The organism is Streptomyces sp. NRRL F-5650 (assembly GCF_000721365.1).
In the GTDB taxonomy this organism is placed as follows: domain Bacteria; phylum Actinomycetota; class Actinomycetes; order Streptomycetales; family Streptomycetaceae; genus Streptomyces; species Streptomyces ardesiacus.
Genome location: NZ_JOGV01000026.1, coordinates 108,559 through 125,561, shown reverse-complemented (window position 1 = coordinate 125,561; position 17,003 = coordinate 108,559). Strand labels below are relative to the sequence as shown.

12 protein-coding genes are annotated in these 17,003 nt (G+C 71.9%); 11 read left to right on the top strand and 1 reads right to left on the bottom strand.

Annotated elements, in window-relative coordinates; translation table 11 throughout:
- The 6 genes from IG88_RS41490 to IG88_RS0122480 all read left to right on the top strand — a co-directional run.
- Positions 1 to 169 (top strand): substrate-binding domain-containing protein (locus IG88_RS41490; protein ID WP_078861566.1); only part of this gene is annotated, 169 nt, incomplete at its 5' end.
- 151 nt (positions 170 to 320) lie between these two features.
- The gene (locus IG88_RS0122500) at positions 321 to 1,736 is read left to right on the top strand and encodes an extracellular solute-binding protein (RefSeq protein ID WP_031044072.1); all 1,416 of its coding nucleotides are present in this window, start codon (positions 321 to 323) and stop codon (positions 1,734 to 1,736) included.
- 67 nt (positions 1,737 to 1,803) lie between these two features.
- Positions 1,804 to 2,763 carry a carbohydrate ABC transporter permease gene (locus tag IG88_RS42735; RefSeq protein ID WP_031044069.1) on the top strand — a complete coding sequence of 320 codons (960 nt, stop codon included), beginning with the start codon at positions 1,804 to 1,806 and terminating at the stop codon, positions 2,761 to 2,763.
- Positions 2,764 to 2,781: 18 nt separating this feature from the next.
- Positions 2,782 to 3,657 (top strand): carbohydrate ABC transporter permease, encoded by an 876-nt coding sequence (locus IG88_RS42730; protein ID WP_031044066.1) that lies wholly within the window; start codon positions 2,782 to 2,784, stop codon positions 3,655 to 3,657.
- Positions 3,658 to 3,805: 148 nt separating this feature from the next.
- Entirely contained in the window at positions 3,806 to 5,410 is a 1,605-nt protein-coding gene (locus IG88_RS0122485) for a glycoside hydrolase family 13 protein (protein WP_031044065.1), read from the top strand.
- 117 nt (positions 5,411 to 5,527) lie between these two features.
- The gene (locus IG88_RS0122480) at positions 5,528 to 7,309 is read left to right on the top strand and encodes an ATP-binding SpoIIE family protein phosphatase (protein WP_031044062.1); all 1,782 of its coding nucleotides are present in this window, start codon (positions 5,528 to 5,530) and stop codon (positions 7,307 to 7,309) included.
- A 24-nt stretch (positions 7,310 to 7,333) separates the two neighbouring features.
- Here the strand turns inward: IG88_RS0122480 and IG88_RS0122475 are convergent, their stop codons facing one another.
- Positions 7,334 to 9,208: an ABC transporter ATP-binding protein gene (locus tag IG88_RS0122475; protein ID WP_078861562.1), complete on the bottom strand. Its 1,875-nt coding sequence runs from the start codon at positions 9,206 to 9,208 to the stop codon at positions 7,334 to 7,336.
- A gap of 202 nt (positions 9,209 to 9,410) precedes the next feature.
- Here IG88_RS0122475 and IG88_RS0122470 point away from each other — a divergent pair, with 202 nt between their 5' ends.
- The 5 genes from IG88_RS0122470 (at position 9,411) to IG88_RS0122445 (ending at position 16,968) form a co-directional block, all read left to right on the top strand.
- A complete protein-coding gene (locus IG88_RS0122470; RefSeq protein ID WP_031044058.1) occupies positions 9,411 to 10,310 on the top strand; it encodes a lysylphosphatidylglycerol synthase transmembrane domain-containing protein in 900 nt (299 codons plus the stop codon).
- 544 nt (positions 10,311 to 10,854) lie between these two features.
- Positions 10,855 to 11,877 carry a hypothetical protein gene (locus tag IG88_RS0122460; RefSeq protein ID WP_031044054.1) on the top strand — a complete coding sequence of 341 codons (1,023 nt, stop codon included), beginning with the start codon at positions 10,855 to 10,857 and terminating at the stop codon, positions 11,875 to 11,877.
- 31 nt (positions 11,878 to 11,908) lie between these two features.
- Positions 11,909 to 13,423: an amino acid permease gene (locus IG88_RS0122455; RefSeq protein ID WP_031044051.1), complete on the top strand. Its 1,515-nt coding sequence runs from the start codon at positions 11,909 to 11,911 to the stop codon at positions 13,421 to 13,423.
- Positions 13,424 to 13,584: 161 nt separating this feature from the next.
- A complete protein-coding gene (locus IG88_RS0122450) occupies positions 13,585 to 14,646 on the top strand; it encodes a mechanosensitive ion channel family protein (protein ID WP_107452269.1) in 1,062 nt (353 codons plus the stop codon).
- Between the two features lie 102 nt (positions 14,647 to 14,748).
- Positions 14,749 to 16,968: an NADP-dependent isocitrate dehydrogenase gene (locus IG88_RS0122445; RefSeq protein ID WP_031044046.1), complete on the top strand. Its 2,220-nt coding sequence runs from the start codon at positions 14,749 to 14,751 to the stop codon at positions 16,966 to 16,968.
- The last annotated feature ends 35 nt before the right edge of the window (positions 16,969 to 17,003 follow it).

Sequence of the window (17,003 nt, the reverse complement as noted above, 5' to 3'; positions counted from 1 at the left end):
CACCGAACCACCCCTCACCACCGTCCGCCAACCCATCGAAGCCATGGGACGCGCCGCCGTCGACCTCCTCTGCGCACAAATCCAAGGCACCGAAGTCCCGCACAGCGAGCTGCTCTTCGAACCCGAACTCGTCGTCCGCGGCTCCACCGCCCAGGCTGCCGCCCGATAGCGGAACCCCGGCTTCTCCATCTCTCTGTCAAACAATTACGAAATCAGCGCGAGATATTGCGTTCACTTGTTCACGGTGGTTGAGTGAGCGGCGCCCCACAACGCATCGGCGGTGGGGCGCCTTCCACGTTCAGGCCCGAAGGGGACCACCCATGAGAAGTGCTCGGTTCCGCCGTACTCGCCGTGCCGGCGCCATCACGCTCGTCTCCGCTCTCACCCTGACCGCTCTCGCCGCCTGCGGCACGAGCAGCAGCGACGACGGCGGCGGTTCCGAAGGCGGCAGCGGGTCCTCCGACCCGGCCGCGCCGCTGGACCCGAAGACCAAGGTGACGATCACCATCGACTGCATGCCGCCGAAGGCGAAGGCGGCCGAGCTGAAGGAGTGGCAGGAGGACGTCAAGGCGTTCAACGAGATCTACCCGAACGTCACCATCGAGGGCCGCTCGACCCCGGGCCAGTGCCTGGAGCCGCCGCGCTTCACGGCGATGCTCAAGGCCAAGTCGCAGCCCGACGTCTTCTACACCTACTTCACCGACCTGCCCCAGGTGCTGGACAACGACGGAGCCGAGGACATCACGGCCTACGTCAACGACAAGTCCGTCCCGGCGCTCAAGGACATCGACCCGAACGTCCTCGGTTCCCTCAAGCACGAGAACAAGCTCTACGGCCTGCCCACGAGCAACTACACGATGGGCCTGCTGATCAACCGCAAGCTCTTCGAGAAGGCCGGGCTCGACCCGGACACCCCGCCGCGCACCTGGGACGAGGTCCGCACCGCCGCCAAGAAGATCGCGGACCTGGGCGACGGCATCGCGGGCTTCGGCGAGTACAGCGCGGGCAACACCGGCGGCTGGCACTTCACCGCCCAGATGTACAGCCGCGGCGCCGAGGTCGTGGACGCGAGCGGCAAGAAGGCGGCGTTCGACAACGCGGCGGGCAAGGAGGTCGCCGAGAACCTCCACGCGATGCGCTGGGAGGACGGGAGCATGGGCAAGACCCAGCTCCTGAAGTGGGGCGACCTGCAGAAGCAGATCGCCACCGACAAGCTCGGCATGTTCCTCGCCGCGCCGGACGACATCACGTACATGGTGCAGCAACTCGGCGCCGACTACGAGAACTTCGGCATGGGCCCGATCCCGGGCGAGAAGAACACCCTCGCCGGCGGCAACAGCTACATGATCAAGAAGGGGATATCCGCCGACAAGATCAAGGCGGCCGTCGCCTGGCTGAACTTCGAGAACCTCACCGTCGGCAAGGGGCAGTTCGACTGGGCCCGCAAGAAGAAGGACAACCTGCCGGTGGGTCTGCCGCAGCCCAACTTCTGGCTGAACGAGTCGAAGAAGAAGGACGACGCGGCCCGCGTCGAGCACGCCACCATGCCGGTCGAGAACTTCAAGGCGTTCATGGACAACCCGGTCCCGGGCATGGCCGAGCCGCCGAAGGCCCAGGAGGTCTACAAGGTCCTGGACAACGTGATGTCCGGCCTCCTCACCAACAAGGACGCCGACGTCGACAAGCTGCTCTCCACCGCGGCGCAGCAGGTCGACCAGGTTCTGGCCACGCAGTGACCGGCTCCCTCGGGGGGCGGGCCGCACCGCCCCCCGGGGCCCATGAGACCAGCCCCAAGGAGCGACGATGTCGGCCCCCAGCCTGACCCCGAGCAAGGCGGCCGGAGTCCGCCACGCCCAGCCTCCGGTGGACGGCCCGCCCCAGCGCGGCGGGGCGTTCGGCAGGAGCCTGAGGCGCAACCTCACCGCACACGGTTTCCTGATCGGAGCGGTTCTCTGCTTCGCGTTCTTCTCCTGGTACCCGATGGTCCGGGAGTTCCTCCTCGCCTTCCAGAAGACCGACCAGGGCGAGGTCTCCTGGGTCGGCATGGAGAACCTGGAGACGGTCTTCAACGACCCGGCCTTCTGGCAGGCCTGGCGCAACACCGCGCTGTTCACGGTGCTGGCGCTGGTCCTCGGCTTCGCCGTGCCGTTCGTCGTCGCCCTCGTCATCAACGAACTCCGGCACGGCAAGGGGTACTTGCGCCTGCTCGTCTACCTGCCCGTGATGCTGCCCCCGGTCGCCTCCGTGCTGCTGTTCAAGTACCTGTACGACCCGGGTTACGGCCTGCTCAACGAGGTGCTCGGCTTCTTCGGGCTGCCCGAGCAGCAGTGGCTGCAGGACCCCGGCCTCTCCATGCTGTCCGTGGTCGTCGCCTCGACCTGGATGAACATGGGCGGCGCGGCGCTGATCTACCTGGCGGCGCTCCAGGGCATCCCCGGTGAGCTGTACGAGGCGGCGGAACTGGACGGGGCAGGGCTGCTGCGCAAGATCTGGCACGTGACGATCCCGCAGACGCGGCTCATCCTCTCGCTGATGCTGCTGATGCAGATCATCGCGACCATGCAGGTCTTCGTGGAGCCCTTCCTGCTCACCGGCGGTGCCGGCCCCGAGGGTTCGACGACGACGGTCGTGTACCTCATCTACCAGTACGCCTTCAACTTCAACAACTACGGTGCCGCGGCGGCCCTGGGCCTGCTGCTCCTCGTACTGCTGGCCGGGTTCTCGGCGGCGTACGTGAAGCTCAGCCGCGCCGAGGACGAGTAGAGCCGGGGGAAAGCACTGATGTCCACACGCACACTCATCTCACCGGCCCAGCTCGCCCGCCCGCGCGGAAAGGCGCTGTACTGGGTGGTGTTCGGCCTCGTCGTCGCCCTGTTCACCGTGGTCTTCCTCGGGCCGATGTACTGGATGGTCTCCAGCGGCTTCAAGGACACGCAGGAGGTCGTGCGGACGCCGCCGACGCTGGTCCCCGAGTCCTTCCAGCCGGACAACTACACCCAGGCATGGAACGTCATGGACCTGGCCGGCCTGCTGGGCAACACCCTGTTCTACGCGTTCGGCGCGCTCGCCTTCCAGTTGGTCTTCGACGTGGCGGCGGCCTACTCGCTCTCCAAGCTCCGCCCGGTCCTCGGCAAGGCGATCCTCGGCCTGATGCTGGCGACGCTGATGATCCCGGCGACCGTGCTGGTCGTCCCGCAGTACCTGACCGTGCTGGACGTGCCGATCTTCGAACGCAACCTGCTGAACACGCCGTGGGCCATCTGGCTGCCCTCGGTGACCAACGCCTTCAACATCTTCCTGCTGAAGCGGTTCTTCGACTCGATCCCCCGGGAGCTGCTCGACGCCGCCGCCATGGACGGTGCCTCACCGATGCGCACGCTCCGGTCGATCGTGCTGCCGATCTCGCGGCCGATCCTCGGCGTGGTGTCCATCTTCGCGATCGTGGGCGTCTGGAAGGACTTCCTCTGGCCCCTGCTGACCCTGCCCGACCCGGCCAGGCAGACCCTGAACGTCGGGATCTACTCCCTGTCCAACGGGGTGCCCGTGAACGTGCTGATCGCCGCGCTCACCATGGCCTCGCTGCCGACGCTCGTCATCTTCCTGATCTTCCAGCGCAACATCATGAGCGGACTCACCGCCGGGGGCCTGAAGGGCTGAGGGTCCACGGGCCCGGGCAGCCTGTCGCCGCCCGCCCTCCTCCCCGCCTCCGGCAGCACGTCCCGTCAACCTCCGCCGCCGGCCCGTCCGACGCCCCGCTCCGTCCGGACCGGCGGCGGAGACCCACCCTGCCCGAAAGGACCGTCACGTGGCAGCCCCCAACTCTCAGCGCACCGACGACTGGTGGCGCGACGCCGTCATCTACCAGGTGTACCCCCGCAGTTTCGCCGACGGCGACGGCGACGGCACCGGTGACCTCGCGGGCGTGAGGGCGAGACTGCCCTACCTCGCCGAACTCGGCGTCGACGCCGTCTGGTTCACCCCCTGGTACGTCTCCCCGCTCGTCGACGGCGGCTACGACGTCGCCGACTACCGCACCATCGACCCCGCGTTCGGCACCCTGGGCGAGGCCGAGAAGCTGATCGCCGAGGCGCGGGAGCTGGGCATCCGCACCATCGTGGACATCGTTCCCAACCACGTCTCCGACCAGCACGCCTGGTTCCGGGCCGCGCTGGAGGCCGGCCCGGGCAGCCCGGAACGGGAGCGGTTCCACTTCCGTCCCGGGCGCGGCGAGCACGGCGAACTGCCGCCCAACGACTGGCCCTCGCAGTTCTCCGGCCGGACCTGGACCCGGGTCCCGGACGGCGAGTGGTACCTGCACCTGTTCACCCCGGAGCAGCCCGACCTGAACTGGGCCCATCCCGAGGTGCGCCGGGAGCACGAGGACGTGCTGCGCTTCTGGTTCGAGCGCGGGGTGGCCGGCGTGCGCATCGACTCCGCGGCCCTGCTCGCGAAGGACCCGGCGCTCGCGGACTTCGTGGAGGGCGTCGACCCCCACCCGTACATCGACCAGGACGAGTTGCACGACATCTACCGCTCCTGGCGCCGGGTCGCCGACGAGTTCGGGGGCGTCTTTGTCGGGGAGGTGTGGCTGCCCGACGCCGAGCGCTTCGCCCGGTACCTGCGCCCGGACGAACTGCACACCGCCTTCAACTTCAACTTCCTGTCCTGCCCCTGGGAGGCGGACCGGCTGCGCCGCACCATCGACGACACCCTGGCCGAGCACGCCCCCGTCGGCGCCCCGGCCACGTGGGTGCTGTGCAATCACGACGTGACCCGCACGGTGACCCGGTACGGCCGCGAGGACACGGGCTTCGACTTCGCGAAGAAGGCCTTCGGCACCCCGGCCGACCTGGCCCTGGGCACCCGGCGCGCGCGGGCCGCCGCGCTGCTGACACTGGCCCTGCCCGGGTCCGTCTACCTGTACCAGGGCGAGGAACTGGGCCTGCCCGAGGCCGACATCCCGCGCGAGCGCATCCAGGACCCGATGCACTTCCGCTCCGGCGGCGTCGACCCGGGGCGGGACGGCTGCCGGGTTCCGCTGCCCTGGGCCGCCGACGCGCCGTACTGCGGATTCGGCTCGGAGACCGAGCCCTGGCTGCCGCAGCCGGCGGGCTGGTCGGCGTACGCGGCGGACCGCCAGAGCGCGGACCCGGCGTCGATGCTCTCGCTGTACCGCGAGGCCCTGCGGCTGCGGCGCTCCACCGAGGGGTTCGGTGACGGCCCGCTGGACTGGCTGCCCGCGCCGGAGGACGTCCTCGCGTTCCGGCGCGCGGGCGGCACGGTGTGCGTGGTCAACCTGTCCGCCGCGCCGGTGGACCTGCCCGCGCACCGTGCCGTGCTGCTCGTCAGCGGGACGCTGGACGAGTCCGGCCGGCTGCCGGCCGACACGGCGGTGTGGCTGCGCGCCTGAGCCGTCCTCAGGGCGGCGCCCCGCGCCCCTGCGGGGCGCCGACGGGGGTGCCGCCGTCGCCCGCCGTCCCGTGGCAGGGCAGAATCGGGACAGGAGGCCGTGGGAGGAGGCGGACGCATGCGGGTACGACCGTGGCCGGGCGGGCTGCGCCGCCCCCCGAACCCCCTGGTGAGCGGGCAGCGGGCGGCCCGGGGCGCACTGCGGTCGATGTCGGAGGCACTGGGCGGCCGACGGCGGCTGGCCTGGCTGAACGCGGCGGACCTGAGCATCGGCACCACCCTCGACGTGCGGCGGACGGCGGAGGAACTGGCCGGATTCACCGTGCCCGAGCTGGCCGACGGCGCCGCGGTGGACCTCCTGGAGTCGGTACTGCGGTTCCAGGAGGGCGACCGGGCCACGGGCGGGGAGGCGCCCCGGCTCAGGGCCATGGCGGTGTCGGAGGTCGAGGGCCTGAACCTGGCGCCCGACCCCGTGGGCGAACTGTCGGTGCGCACCGCCGACCGGCTGGGGCAGCGGTGTCTCACCACCCGCCGGCCGGTGCTGGTCTCCCGGATGACGCGGGCGGACTTCGCCGTGATCGCCCCCTCGCGCGAGGCGTCGGACATCATGCGCCGCGCGGGCGTCCACTCCTACCTGGCGGTGCCGCTGATCGCCCGCGGGGTGCTGCTGGGGCTCGCCGACTTCGTCCGGGCCGGGCGCCGGGCGCCGTTCAACCGGACCGACGTGGCGCTGGCCATGGAGCTGGCGTCCAAGGCCGCCGTCCGCATCGACAACGCCCGGCTCTACGGGCGCGAGCGCGACCACGTGGTCACCCTGCAGCGGGCGCTGCTCCCCCGGTCCAGCCCCAGCACCCCGGGCCTGGACGTGACCTCGTGCTACGACCCGGCCGTCGATCCGTCGGCCGTGGGCGGCGACTGGTTCGACGTGATCGCGCTGCCCAGCGGCCGTACCGCGCTGATGGTGGGCGACGTGATGGGGCGCGGTCTGGCCGCCGCCGCGACCATGGGGCGGCTGCGCACGGTGGCCCGGACCCTGATGGCGCTGGACATCGCGCCCGAGCGGCTGCTGGCCCGGCTCGACCTGGCCGCCCGCGACCTGGAGGAGGACCAGGTCGCCACGTGTCTGTGCGCGGTCTACGACCCGTACGGCAGCACCTTCCGCATCGCCGGCGCCGGTCACCCGCCGCCGCTGCTGACCGGGCCCGACGGTGCCGTCTCCTTCCTGGAGGTGCCCACGGGGGCGCCGCTGGGGGCGGGGGTGATCCCGTACGACCCGGTCGAGGTGCCGGTGCCCGGGCAGAGCCGGTTGACGCTGTACACGGACGGGCTGGTCCGGTCGCGCACTTCCGGCCTGGGCACCCAGTTGGAGCGGCTGCGCGAGGCGGTCGGCGACGGCCTGCCGGAGGACGGGACCGAGTGCCGGGCGGTGGCGGAGCGGGTCGGCGGGGACCGGTCGGACGACGCGATCGTCCTGACCGCGCGGGCCCGGCCGCTCGGTCCCGACTGCGACGTCTACGTGCGGGCGCTGCCACCGGACGGCAAGGCCGCGGGGCAGGCGCGTACGGCGGTGCGCGAGCGGTTGGAGCAGTGGGGTCTGGAGGAACTGGTCGACACCACGGAGCTGGTGGTGAGCGAGCTGGTCGGCAACGCCCTGCGGTACGGCAACGCCCCGGGGGAACTGCGGCTGCTGCGCCACGAGCGACTGTCCGTGGAGGTCTCCGACTCGGGCCCCGACCTGCCGCAGATCCAGCACGCGGACGTGGGCGACGAGAGCGGCCGCGGGCTCCAGTTGATCAATATGCTGTGCCGGCGCTGGGGGTCGTGCCGTACGCCCGGCGGGAAGGTGGTCTGGGCCGAACAGGACCTGCCGGCGCGGGCCGGGGAGCCCGGCCCGCGGTAGGAGCGCCCCCGCTCCCCGCCTCCGCTAGGCGGCCTGGTCCAGGGCGGGGCGCTCGAACTGGGTGCGGTGCAGTTGGGCGTAGCGGCCGTCGGACGCGAGGAGTTCGTCGTGGGTGCCGCTCTCCACGATGCGGCCGGCCTCGACCACCAGGATCCGGTCGGCGGCCCGGACCGTGGACAGCCGGTGGGCGATGACGAGGGCCGTCCGGCCCCGCAGGGCCTCGGTGAGCGCCTCCTGGACGGCCGCCTCGGAGGTGTTGTCGAGGTGGGCGGTGGCCTCGTCGAGGATGACGACGCGCTGGCGGGCCAGGAGCAGCCGGGCGATGGTCATGCGCTGGCGTTCGCCGCCGGAGAGCCGGTAGCCGCGCTCGCCGACCACGGTGTCCAGCCCGTCCGGCAGGGACCGTACGAGGTCGGCCAGCCGGGCACGGCGCAACGCCTGCCACAGCTCGTCCTCGTCGGCGTCGGGCCGGGCGAGCAGCAGGTTGGCCCGGACCGTGTCGTGGAAGAGGTGACCGTCCTGGGTGACCATGCCGACGGTGGCGCGCAGTGACCGCGCGCTCAGCTCGCGCACGTCGACGCCGCCGACGCGGACGGTGCCGCCGTCGGTGTCGTACAGGCGCGGCAGGAGCTGGGCGATGGTGGACTTGCCGGCACCGGAGGAGCCGACGAGGGCGACGGTCTGGCCCGGTTCGGCACGGAAGGAGAGGCCGTGCAGGACCTCTTCGCCGCCGCGGGTGTCCAGGGCCGCGACCTCTTCGAGGGAGGCGAGGGAGACCTTGTCGGCGGCCGGGTAGCCGAAGCGCACGTCGTCGAACTCGACCGCGACCGGGCCGTCGGGGACCGGGCGGGCGTCGGGCTTCTCGTCGATGAGCGGGGTCAGGTCGAGGACCTCGAAGACCCGCTCGAAGCTGACGAGGGCGCTCATGACCTCCACCCGGGCCCCGGCGAGCGAGGTGAGCGGCGCGTACAGGCGGGTCAGCAGCAGGGCCAGCGCGACGACGGCGCCGGGGTCCAGGGTACCGCGCAGGGCGAAGAAGCCGCCGAGGCCGTAGACGAGGGCGAGGGCGAGCGCGGAGACCAGGGTGAGCGCGGTGATGAAGGCGGCCTGGGCGGTGGCGGTGCGCACCCCGATGTCGGCGACGCGGCGGGCCCGGTCGGCGAACTCGGCGGACTCCTCCTCGGGGCGGCCGAACAGCTTGACCAGGGTGGCGCCGGGTGCCGAGAAGCGCTCGGTCATGCGGGTGCCCATGGCGGCGTTGAGGGCGGCGGCCTCGCGCTGCATGCGGGCCATGCGGCGGCCCATCCGCCGGGCGGGCAGCACGAACACCGGGAGCAGGACCAGGGCGAGCAGGGTGATCTGCCAGGACAGGGTCAGCATGACGGCGAGGGTGAGCAGCAGGGTGACCACGTTGCTGACCACGCCGGACAGGGTATTGCTGAAGGCGCGTTGGGCGCCGATGACGTCGTTGTTGAGACGGGAGACGAGCGCGCCCGTACGGGTGCGTGTGAAGAACGCGACCGGCATGCGCTGCACGTGGTCGAACACGGCCGTGCGCAGATCGAGGATGAGTCCCTCCCCGAGCGTCGCCGAGAGCCTGCGGGAGAGGATGCCGAGCACCGCCTCGGCGAGGGCGATGAGCGCGATGAGCAGGGCGAGGCGTACGACGGTGCCCTCGTCGCCGCCCGACACGATCGCGTCGACGACCTTTCCGGCGAGGACGGGGGTGGCGACGGCGAGCAGGGCGGTCGCCACCCCGAGCAGCAGGAAGCGGACGATGCGGCGGCGGTGCGGGCGGGCGAACGCGGCGATGCGGCGCAGCGTGGCGCGGGCGAAGGGGCGGCGCTCTTCTTTGGCGTGCATGACGCTGTACAGCTGCGTCCAGGCCGTGGTCTCCATACTCATGCGGATGACCGTAGAACCTCGACCTTCCTTGAGGTCAAGGCGGCGGCGCCCCCGCCCTCCGGTCCGTAAGCCGGTGTCCGCGCGTCGTCCATCCGTAGTTGGTGCGGCTGGGGGAATGTCTTGTGGTGTGACGACAGGGGTCCGAGTCTCCGAGAAGCCGCTCCTGCACCGTGTCCCGGTCCGGCGGGCGCTGTGCGTGCTTCCGCTGGTCCTGGTGGGCGTGGTCGCGGTGCGGCACCGGTCCGTGCTGGCCGAGGGGTTCGGTCATCTCGCCACGGCCCGCTGGCCCTGGCTGCTGGCCGCGGCCGGCGCGACCTGTCTGACCTGGGTCGCCGCGGCCTGCACCCGGCAGGGGGCGGTGGTGGAGCGGCTGCCCCGGCGGCGGTTGCTCGCCACGCAGTTCGCGGCGGGCGCGGCCAACCACCTGCTGCCGACCGGGCTGGGCGCGAGCGCGGTGAACCTGCGGTTCATGACGGTGTGCGGGCTGCCGCTCGCCCGTTCCTCGGCCGCGCTCGCGCTGTACCTGCTGGCGGAGAGCGTCGGCCGGCTCGCCCTGCTGGGGGTTCTGTTGACCGCGTTTCCCGACGCGCTGAGCCTCGGGGCGCTGCTGCCGGAGGGGGCCGTGGGACCGCTGATGGCCCTCGTGGGCGCGGTTCCGGTGCTGGCGGCGGTGGCGCTGGCGCTGCTGCCGCGGCTGCGCGACGCACTGGCTTCCTTCCTGCGGACGGCGCTGGGCGAGGCCCGGTCGGTGCACGCCCGTCCGGCGCGGGCGCTGGCGCTGTGGGGCGGTGCGCTGGCCTTCCCCGCGCTGCAGGCGTCGGTGCTGGTCCTGGTGGGGCGGTCGCTGGGCCTCGGGGTGCCGGCCGGGCACCTGGCGGTGGCGTATCTCGCGGCGACGGTGGCGGTGGCGCTGGTGCCCACGCCCGGCGGTCTCGGCTCGGTGGAGGCGGCACTGGTCGTGGCACTGGTGGCGGCGGGCGGGCCGGCGTCGGTGGCCACGGCGGTGGTGCTGGCGTTCCGGCTGCTGACGGTGTGGCTGCCGCTGCTGCCGGGGGCGCTGACGTTGGCGCTGCTGGTACGGAAGCGGGTGATCTGAGGCGACCGGGGCGCCCGGGAACGCCGGGCCGGGTCCGCGTCGGACCGGTCGTGACGTGGGCGCGGGCGGGGCGGTGGGCCCGCCGGGGTGCCGGAGGTGATGACGTGGCCCGCGCGGGTGGGGTGCCGTCGTATCCAGGCCATTTTCGGCGCGGCGACGTACGGGTCCCGGGGAGGGCCGGTCAGGTGCCGCAACTCGTCCGAGTGATACGGGAGTCGGGTGCGGGGCGCCGGCGAGCGGACGGGCCCGGGCGAGCACCGCCTCGCCCGGGCCGGCGGGACCCGGCGCTCCCACCGGCGTGTCCAGCGGTCGCTGCGCGCCGGCCCGCCGCGGTCGACGCCCCGCGTCAAGCGCGGCTGACTACCAGTCAACTCTCTTTCGTGGCAACGGTTTTGCGTCGCCCGGTCAAAACTGAACAGAGGCGGAACCTCCGCCTCTATAGTGTGCGCCGACCGTTCGACCACTGCACCACCGCCCCCGGGGAGGGCTGTTTGTCACGCCATGCTGCCGTACGGCTCGTTCCGCTTCCGCCAGCGGGCGTGTGATGGCCAGAGACGGAGCACAGCCCGCCTACGACCCCGCCGGCCACGACACGGCGCTGCGCTCCGCCCTGCAGGAGGTGCGGGCCGGGCGCTGGATGTCGATGCGCATCCTGCTGGAGCAGACCGGTTCGTGGTCGCAGTGGACGCGCCGCACCCAGGTGCTGGCCGCCTCGGCGGCCGGTACGGACGTGGTGCGGGCCTGGCTCGCCGAGGAGCCGGACAGTGTGGCGGCCGCGGTGATGCACGCCCGGGTGGTGGTGGAGCGCGCGCTGCGGGCGCACCGCGAGGACCACGCCCGCACGCGTGAGCTGTGGCTGCAGGCCTGGCACGCCTGCGACGCGGCGACGCGCTCGGCGCCGTACGACCCGGTGCCGTGGGTGTGCCTGCTGGCGCTGGCCCGGCTGGACGAGGGGCAGCGCTGGCAGGAGCACCGGATGGCGCCGCCCGAGCCGATGCTGCCGCCGGGACCGTGGGGTCTGCTTGCCGAGGCCGCCAGGCGCGACCCGTACAACCGCGAGGCCCACCACCGCATGCTGCAGTTCCTGTATCCGCGCGGCGGCTCCGAACGCCTGGCCCGGGCGGCGGGGTTCGCGCACTGGGCGGCCGGTTCGGCGCCGCCGGGCTCGGCGCTGCACGTGCTGCCGCTGTACGTGCGGGTGGAGCGCTACCGCCGCTCGGGCGCCCGCGAGGCGGCGCTGGACCTGCACTGGGTGGCGGAGGACGCCACCCGTGAGGCACGGCAGGCGTTCGACTCGTGGTTCACGCTCTGTCCGCACGACGAGCGCTCCCTGCCCGATCTGAACCACCTGGCCCACGCGCTGTGGGGCGCCCTGCAGTTCCGGGAGGCGAACCAGGTGTTCGACGCGCTCGGCCCCTACTGGACTCCCCTGCCGTGGGCCTGCCGGACCCCGGGCGACGGCTCGGCCAGGCGGGCGGCGGAGGTCTTCCTCCAGGCCCGCACGCGCAGCCGCTCGGCCGCCGGCTGCCGTGGCCGTGGCCGTGGCCGTGGCCGACGGCACCCCTGACCCCCCACCCTTCCGTCCCCGGAGGTCTGCCATGTCCCGCTCCCCCGAACCGTCCGACACCGACGAGGAACAGCGCCTGCGCGAACTCGGCTACCGGCCGGTGCTGGCCCGCCGCATGGGAGGTTTCGGCAACTTCGCGATCAGCTTCTCGGTGATCTCGATCCTGTCCGGCTGCATGACCCTGTACGGCTTCGGCCTGGGCACCGGCGGCCCCGCCGTGATGATGTGGGGCTGGGCGGGGGTGGGCCTGTTCGTGCTGTGCGTCGGGATGGCGCTGGCCGAGGTGACCAGCGCGTATCCCACGTCCGGCGCGCTGTACTACATGGCCGACCGGCTCGGCGGGCGCCGCTGGGGCTGGTACACGGGCTGGCTGAACCTGCTGGGGCTGCTCGGGGCGATCGCCGGGATCGACTACGGGGCGGCGCTGTTCACGGGCGCGTTCCTGAACCTCCAGTGGGGGTTCGAGCCGACGCCGGAGAAGACGATGCTGATCTTCGTCGTGATCCTGCTGCTGCACGCCACCCTCAATCTCTTCGGGGTGCGTCTGGTCAGCGTGCTCAACTCGGTCAGCGTGTGGTGGCACCTGGCCGGTGTGGCGCTGATCGTCGGGGCTCTGGTGATCGTCCCGGACCACCACCAGTCGCCGTCCTTCGTCTTCACCGAGTTCGTCAACGACACCGGCTGGGAGAACCCGCTGTACGTGGCCGCGATCGGCCTGCTGCTCGCGCAGTACACCTTCTCCGGCTACGACGCCTCCGCCCACCTGTCCGAGGAGACGTCGAACGCGTCGGTGTCGGCGGCGCGCGGCATCGTGCGGGCCATCTGGGTGTCGTGGCTGGCGGGTTTCGTGCTGCTGGCCGGGCTGACCTTCGCGATCCAGGACTACGCCGCCACCCGCGACACCGCGACCGGGGTGCCGCCCGCGCAGATCCTCCTGGACGGCCTGGGCACGGACGGCGCGAGCGCGCTGCTGCTGGTGGTGATCGTGGCGCAGTTGTTCTGCGGCAACGCCGAGGTGGCCGCGGCCAGCCGGATGGTGTTCGCGTTCAGCCGGGACGGCGCCCTGCCCGGCTCGTCCCTGTGGCGCAGGGTCTCCGCCCGGACCCAGACGCCGGTGGCGGCGGTGTGGCTGTCGGTGGCGGTGGCCTGTCTGCTGGCGCTGCCGTCGCTGTACTCGGCGACGGCGTACGGGGCGGTGACCGCCATCAACGTCATCGGCATCACCCCCGCGTACGCCATCCCGGTGCTGCTGCGGCTGCGGGCCGGTGACCGGTTCACACCGGGGCCCTGGAACCTGGGCCGGTGGAGCAGGCCGGTCGGGTGGGTCGCGGTGGTGTGGGTGGCGTTGGTCACGGTGCTCTTCTGCCTGCCGCAGTCCTCCCCGGTGACGGCCGACACGATGAACTACGCCGCCGTCGCCCTGGTGGTCGTCCTGGTATTGGCCACGGTGTGGTGGTTCGTCGCCCGCCGCTCCTACGGCACCCCGACGGCCGCGGCCTACGGCGACGACCGCGAGCAGGCGGAACTCGCCGAGGGCATCGTCTGAGACGGCCGCCCCGCTGCCCCGGCGCGGCGGGGAGCACCGCCCGGGATGCGGCAGGATGAGCCAGCGCACCGGTCGAACTGCCTTGCGGTTCGGGCGGATCGCGCATCCCCGACATCCCACAGGCGTTCCGTTGGAGGCGGCCGGTGACCGAGGACCCGACCATGGACCACCTGCTGCCCGGCGGCATCGCGCTGGGGGCGGGTCTGCTCGGCGCGTTCCTGCTGCGTCTGCTGCTGCGCCGGCTCGCGGTCCACGCGCGGCGCACCCGCTGGAGCGGTGACGACGTGATCGTGGCCGCGCTGCGCACGGTGGCGCCGTGGGCGGCGGTCGCGGGCGGGGTGGCCGGCGCGGCGGCGGCGCTGCCCCTGACCCGGGCGGTGCGGCACAACGTCAACCAGGTGCTGACGGTGCTGCTGATCTTCGTGGTGACGGTGACGGCGGCCCGGGTGGTCGCCGGTCTGGTCCGCACGGTGACGACCTCGCGCTCCGGGGTCGCCGGGTCGGCCACGATCTTCGTCAACATCACCCGCGTCCTGGTGCTGGCCATCGGCTTCCTGGTGATGCTGCAGACCCTGGGCGTCTCCATCGCGCCGATGCTCACGGCCCTCGGCGTCGGCGGTCTGGCGGTGGCGCTGGCCCTCCAGGACACGCTGGCCAACCTGTTCGCGGGCATCCACATCCTCGCCTCCAAGACCGTGCAGCCGGGCGACTACATCCGGCTCAGCAGCGGCGAGGAGGGCTACGTCGAGGACATCAACTGGCGCCAGACCACGGTGCGCGAACTGTCCAACAACCTGGTCGTGATCCCGAACGGGCAGCTCGCCAAGTCGAACATGACCAACTTCATGCGGCCCGAGCAGCGGCTCACGGTCCTGGTCCAGGCCGGCGTCTCCTACGACAGGGACCTGGACCACGTGGAGCGGGTGACGGCCGAGGTGGTCGCCGAGGTGATGACGGAGGTCGGCGGAGCGGTCCCGGACCACGAGCCGGCGATCCGGTTCCACACGTTCGGCGACTCGCGCATCGGCTTCACCGTGATCCTGGGCGTGGGCGAGTTCAGCGACCAGTACCGGATCAAGCACGAGTTCATCAAGCGCCTGCACAAGCGCTATCGGGCCGAGGGCATCCGGATTCCGTCACCCGCGCGGACGGTCGCGCTCCAGCAGGGGGCCGTGGTCCTTCCGCAGCAGCGGTCGGGCGAGGACACCGTCGCGCTCCCCTGAGGCCAGGGTGGCCGGAATCTCCCCGCGACCCCTGTCGAGTCGCGGTCGATCACGAGATATCTTGATGTCGAGCAATGTTGCAGACGTGGAGCGGAGCACCCGGTGACTGACTCGACCATCATCTATACACACACTGACGAGGCCCCGGCCCTGGCGACGTATTCGTTCCTGCCGGTGGTCCGGGCGTACGCCTCGCAGGCGGGTGTCGCGGTCGAGACCCGCGACATCTCGCTGGCCGGCCGCATCATCGCCCTGTTCCCGGAGTACCTCACCGAGGACCAGCGCATCCCGGACGCCCTCGCGGAGCTCGGCGAGCTGGCCAAGACGCCCGCCGCGAACATCATCAAGCTGCCGAACATCTCGGCCTCCATCCCGCAGCTCAAGGCCGCCGTCGCCGAGCTGCAGGGCCAGGGCTACGCGCTGCCGGACTACCCGGACGACCCGAAGACCGACGAGGAGCGCGACGTCCGCGCCCGCTACGACAAGGTCAAGGGCTCCGCGGTCAACCCGGTCCTGCGCGAGGGCAACTCCGACCGCCGCGCCCCGGCCTCGGTGAAGAACTACGCCAAGACCCACCCGCACCGCATGGGCACCTGGACCGGCGAGTCCAGGACCAACGTGGCGACGATGGGCGAGAACGACTTCCGTTCCACCGAGAAGTCCGTGGTGATCGCCGAGGACGGCGCCCTGCGGATCGAGCTGGTCGGCGACGACGGCACCACCACGGTGCTGCGCGAGTCGGTGCCGGTGAAGAAGGACGAGGTCGTCGACGCCTCCGTGCTGCGCGTCGCCGCGCTGCGCGAGTTCCTCACCGCGCAGGTCGCCCGCGCCAAGGCCGAGGGCATCCTGTTCTCGGTGCACCTGAAGGCCACGATGATGAAGGTCTCCGACCCGATCATCTTCGGCCACGTGGTCCGCGCCTTCTTCCCGAAGACCTTCGCCCAGTACGGCGACGTGCTCGCCAAGGCCGGCCTCACCCCGAACGACGGCCTGGGCGGCATCTACAAGGGCCTGGAGTCCCTGCCCGAGGGCGCCGAGATCAAGGCGTCCTTCGACGCCGAGCTGGCCGAGGGCCCGGAGCTGGCCATGGTCGACTCCGACAAGGGCATCACCAACCTGCACGTGCCCTCCGACGTCATCATCGACGCGTCCATGCCCGCCATGATCCGCACCTCCGGTCACATGTGGGGCGCGGACGGCGGCGAGCACGACGCCCTCGCGGTGATCCCGGACTCCTCCTACGCCGGTGTGTACCAGGCCGTCATCGAGGACTGCCGCGCCAACGGCGCCTACGACCCCTCCACCATGGGTTCGGTCCCGAACGTCGGTCTCATGGCGCAGAAGGCCGAGGAGTACGGCAGCCACGACAAGACCTTCGAGATCCCCACCACCGGGACGGTCCGCCTGGTCGACGCCGCGGGCAACGCCGTACTGGAGCAGACGGTCTCCGCCGGCGACATCTTCCGCGCCTGCCAGACCAAGGACGCGCCGATCCGGGACTGGGTGAAGCTGGCCGTCACCCGTGCCCGCGCCACCGGCGACCCGGCCGTCTTCTGGCTGGACGAGGGCCGCGCCCACGACGCCAACCTCATCGCCAAGGTCAAGCAGTACCTGCCGGAGCACGACACCGAGGGCCTGGACATCCGGATCCTGTCCCCGGTCGAGGCGACGAAGCTGTCCGTGGAGCGCATCCGCCGCGGCGAGAACACCATCTCGGTCACCGGCAACGTGCTGCGCGACTACCTGACCGACCTGTTCCCGATCCTGGAGCTGGGCACCAGCGCCAAGATGCTGTCGGTCGTCCCGCTGATGGCGGGCGGTGGCCTGTTCGAGACCGGTGCCGGCGGCTCGGCCCCCAAGCACGTGCAGCAGTTGGTCAAGGAGGACTACCTGCGCTGGGACTCCCTCGGCGAGTTCTTCGCCCTGGTGCCGTCCCTGGAGCAGTACGCCGAGGCCACGGGCAACACCCGCGCCAAGGTCCTCGCCGACACCCTCGACCGCGCCACGGCGACCTTCCTCAACGAGGACAAGTCCCCGACCCGGCGCGTCGGCGGCATCGACAACCGCGGCAGCCACTTCTACCTGTCCCTGTACTGGGCCCAGGAGCTGGCGAAGCAGACCGACGACGCGGACCTGGCCAAGGCCTTCGCCCCGCTCGCCGAGACGCTCACCGCGAACGAGCAGAAGATCGTCGGCGAGCTGAACGCCGTCCAGGGCAAGCCCGCCGAGATCGGCGGCTACTACCAGCCCGACCCGGCCAAGGCCGCCGCGGTCATGCGCCCGTCGGCCACCTGGAACGAGGCGCTGGCGTCCCTGGCCTGACCCTCTCCCCGGCCCGCCGGGACCCCGGCACCCCG

Coding starts and splice junctions, on each gene's coding strand:
- IG88_RS0122500 (WP_031044072.1), top strand. CDS start 321: ATGAGAAGTGCTCGGTTCCGCCGTACTCGCCGTGCCGGCGCCATCACG.
- IG88_RS42735 (WP_031044069.1), top strand. CDS start 1,804: ATGTCGGCCCCCAGCCTGACCCCGAGCAAGGCGGCCGGAGTCCGCCAC.
- IG88_RS42730 (WP_031044066.1), top strand. CDS start 2,782: ATGTCCACACGCACACTCATCTCACCGGCCCAGCTCGCCCGCCCGCGC.
- IG88_RS0122480 (WP_031044062.1), top strand. CDS start 5,528: ATGCGGGTACGACCGTGGCCGGGCGGGCTGCGCCGCCCCCCGAACCCC.
- IG88_RS0122475 (WP_078861562.1), bottom strand. CDS start 9,208: ATGGAGACCACGGCCTGGACGCAGCTGTACAGCGTCATGCACGCCAAA.
- IG88_RS0122460 (WP_031044054.1), top strand. CDS start 10,855: ATGGCCAGAGACGGAGCACAGCCCGCCTACGACCCCGCCGGCCACGAC.
- IG88_RS0122455 (WP_031044051.1), top strand. CDS start 11,909: ATGTCCCGCTCCCCCGAACCGTCCGACACCGACGAGGAACAGCGCCTG.
- IG88_RS0122450 (WP_107452269.1), top strand. CDS start 13,585: ATGGACCACCTGCTGCCCGGCGGCATCGCGCTGGGGGCGGGTCTGCTC.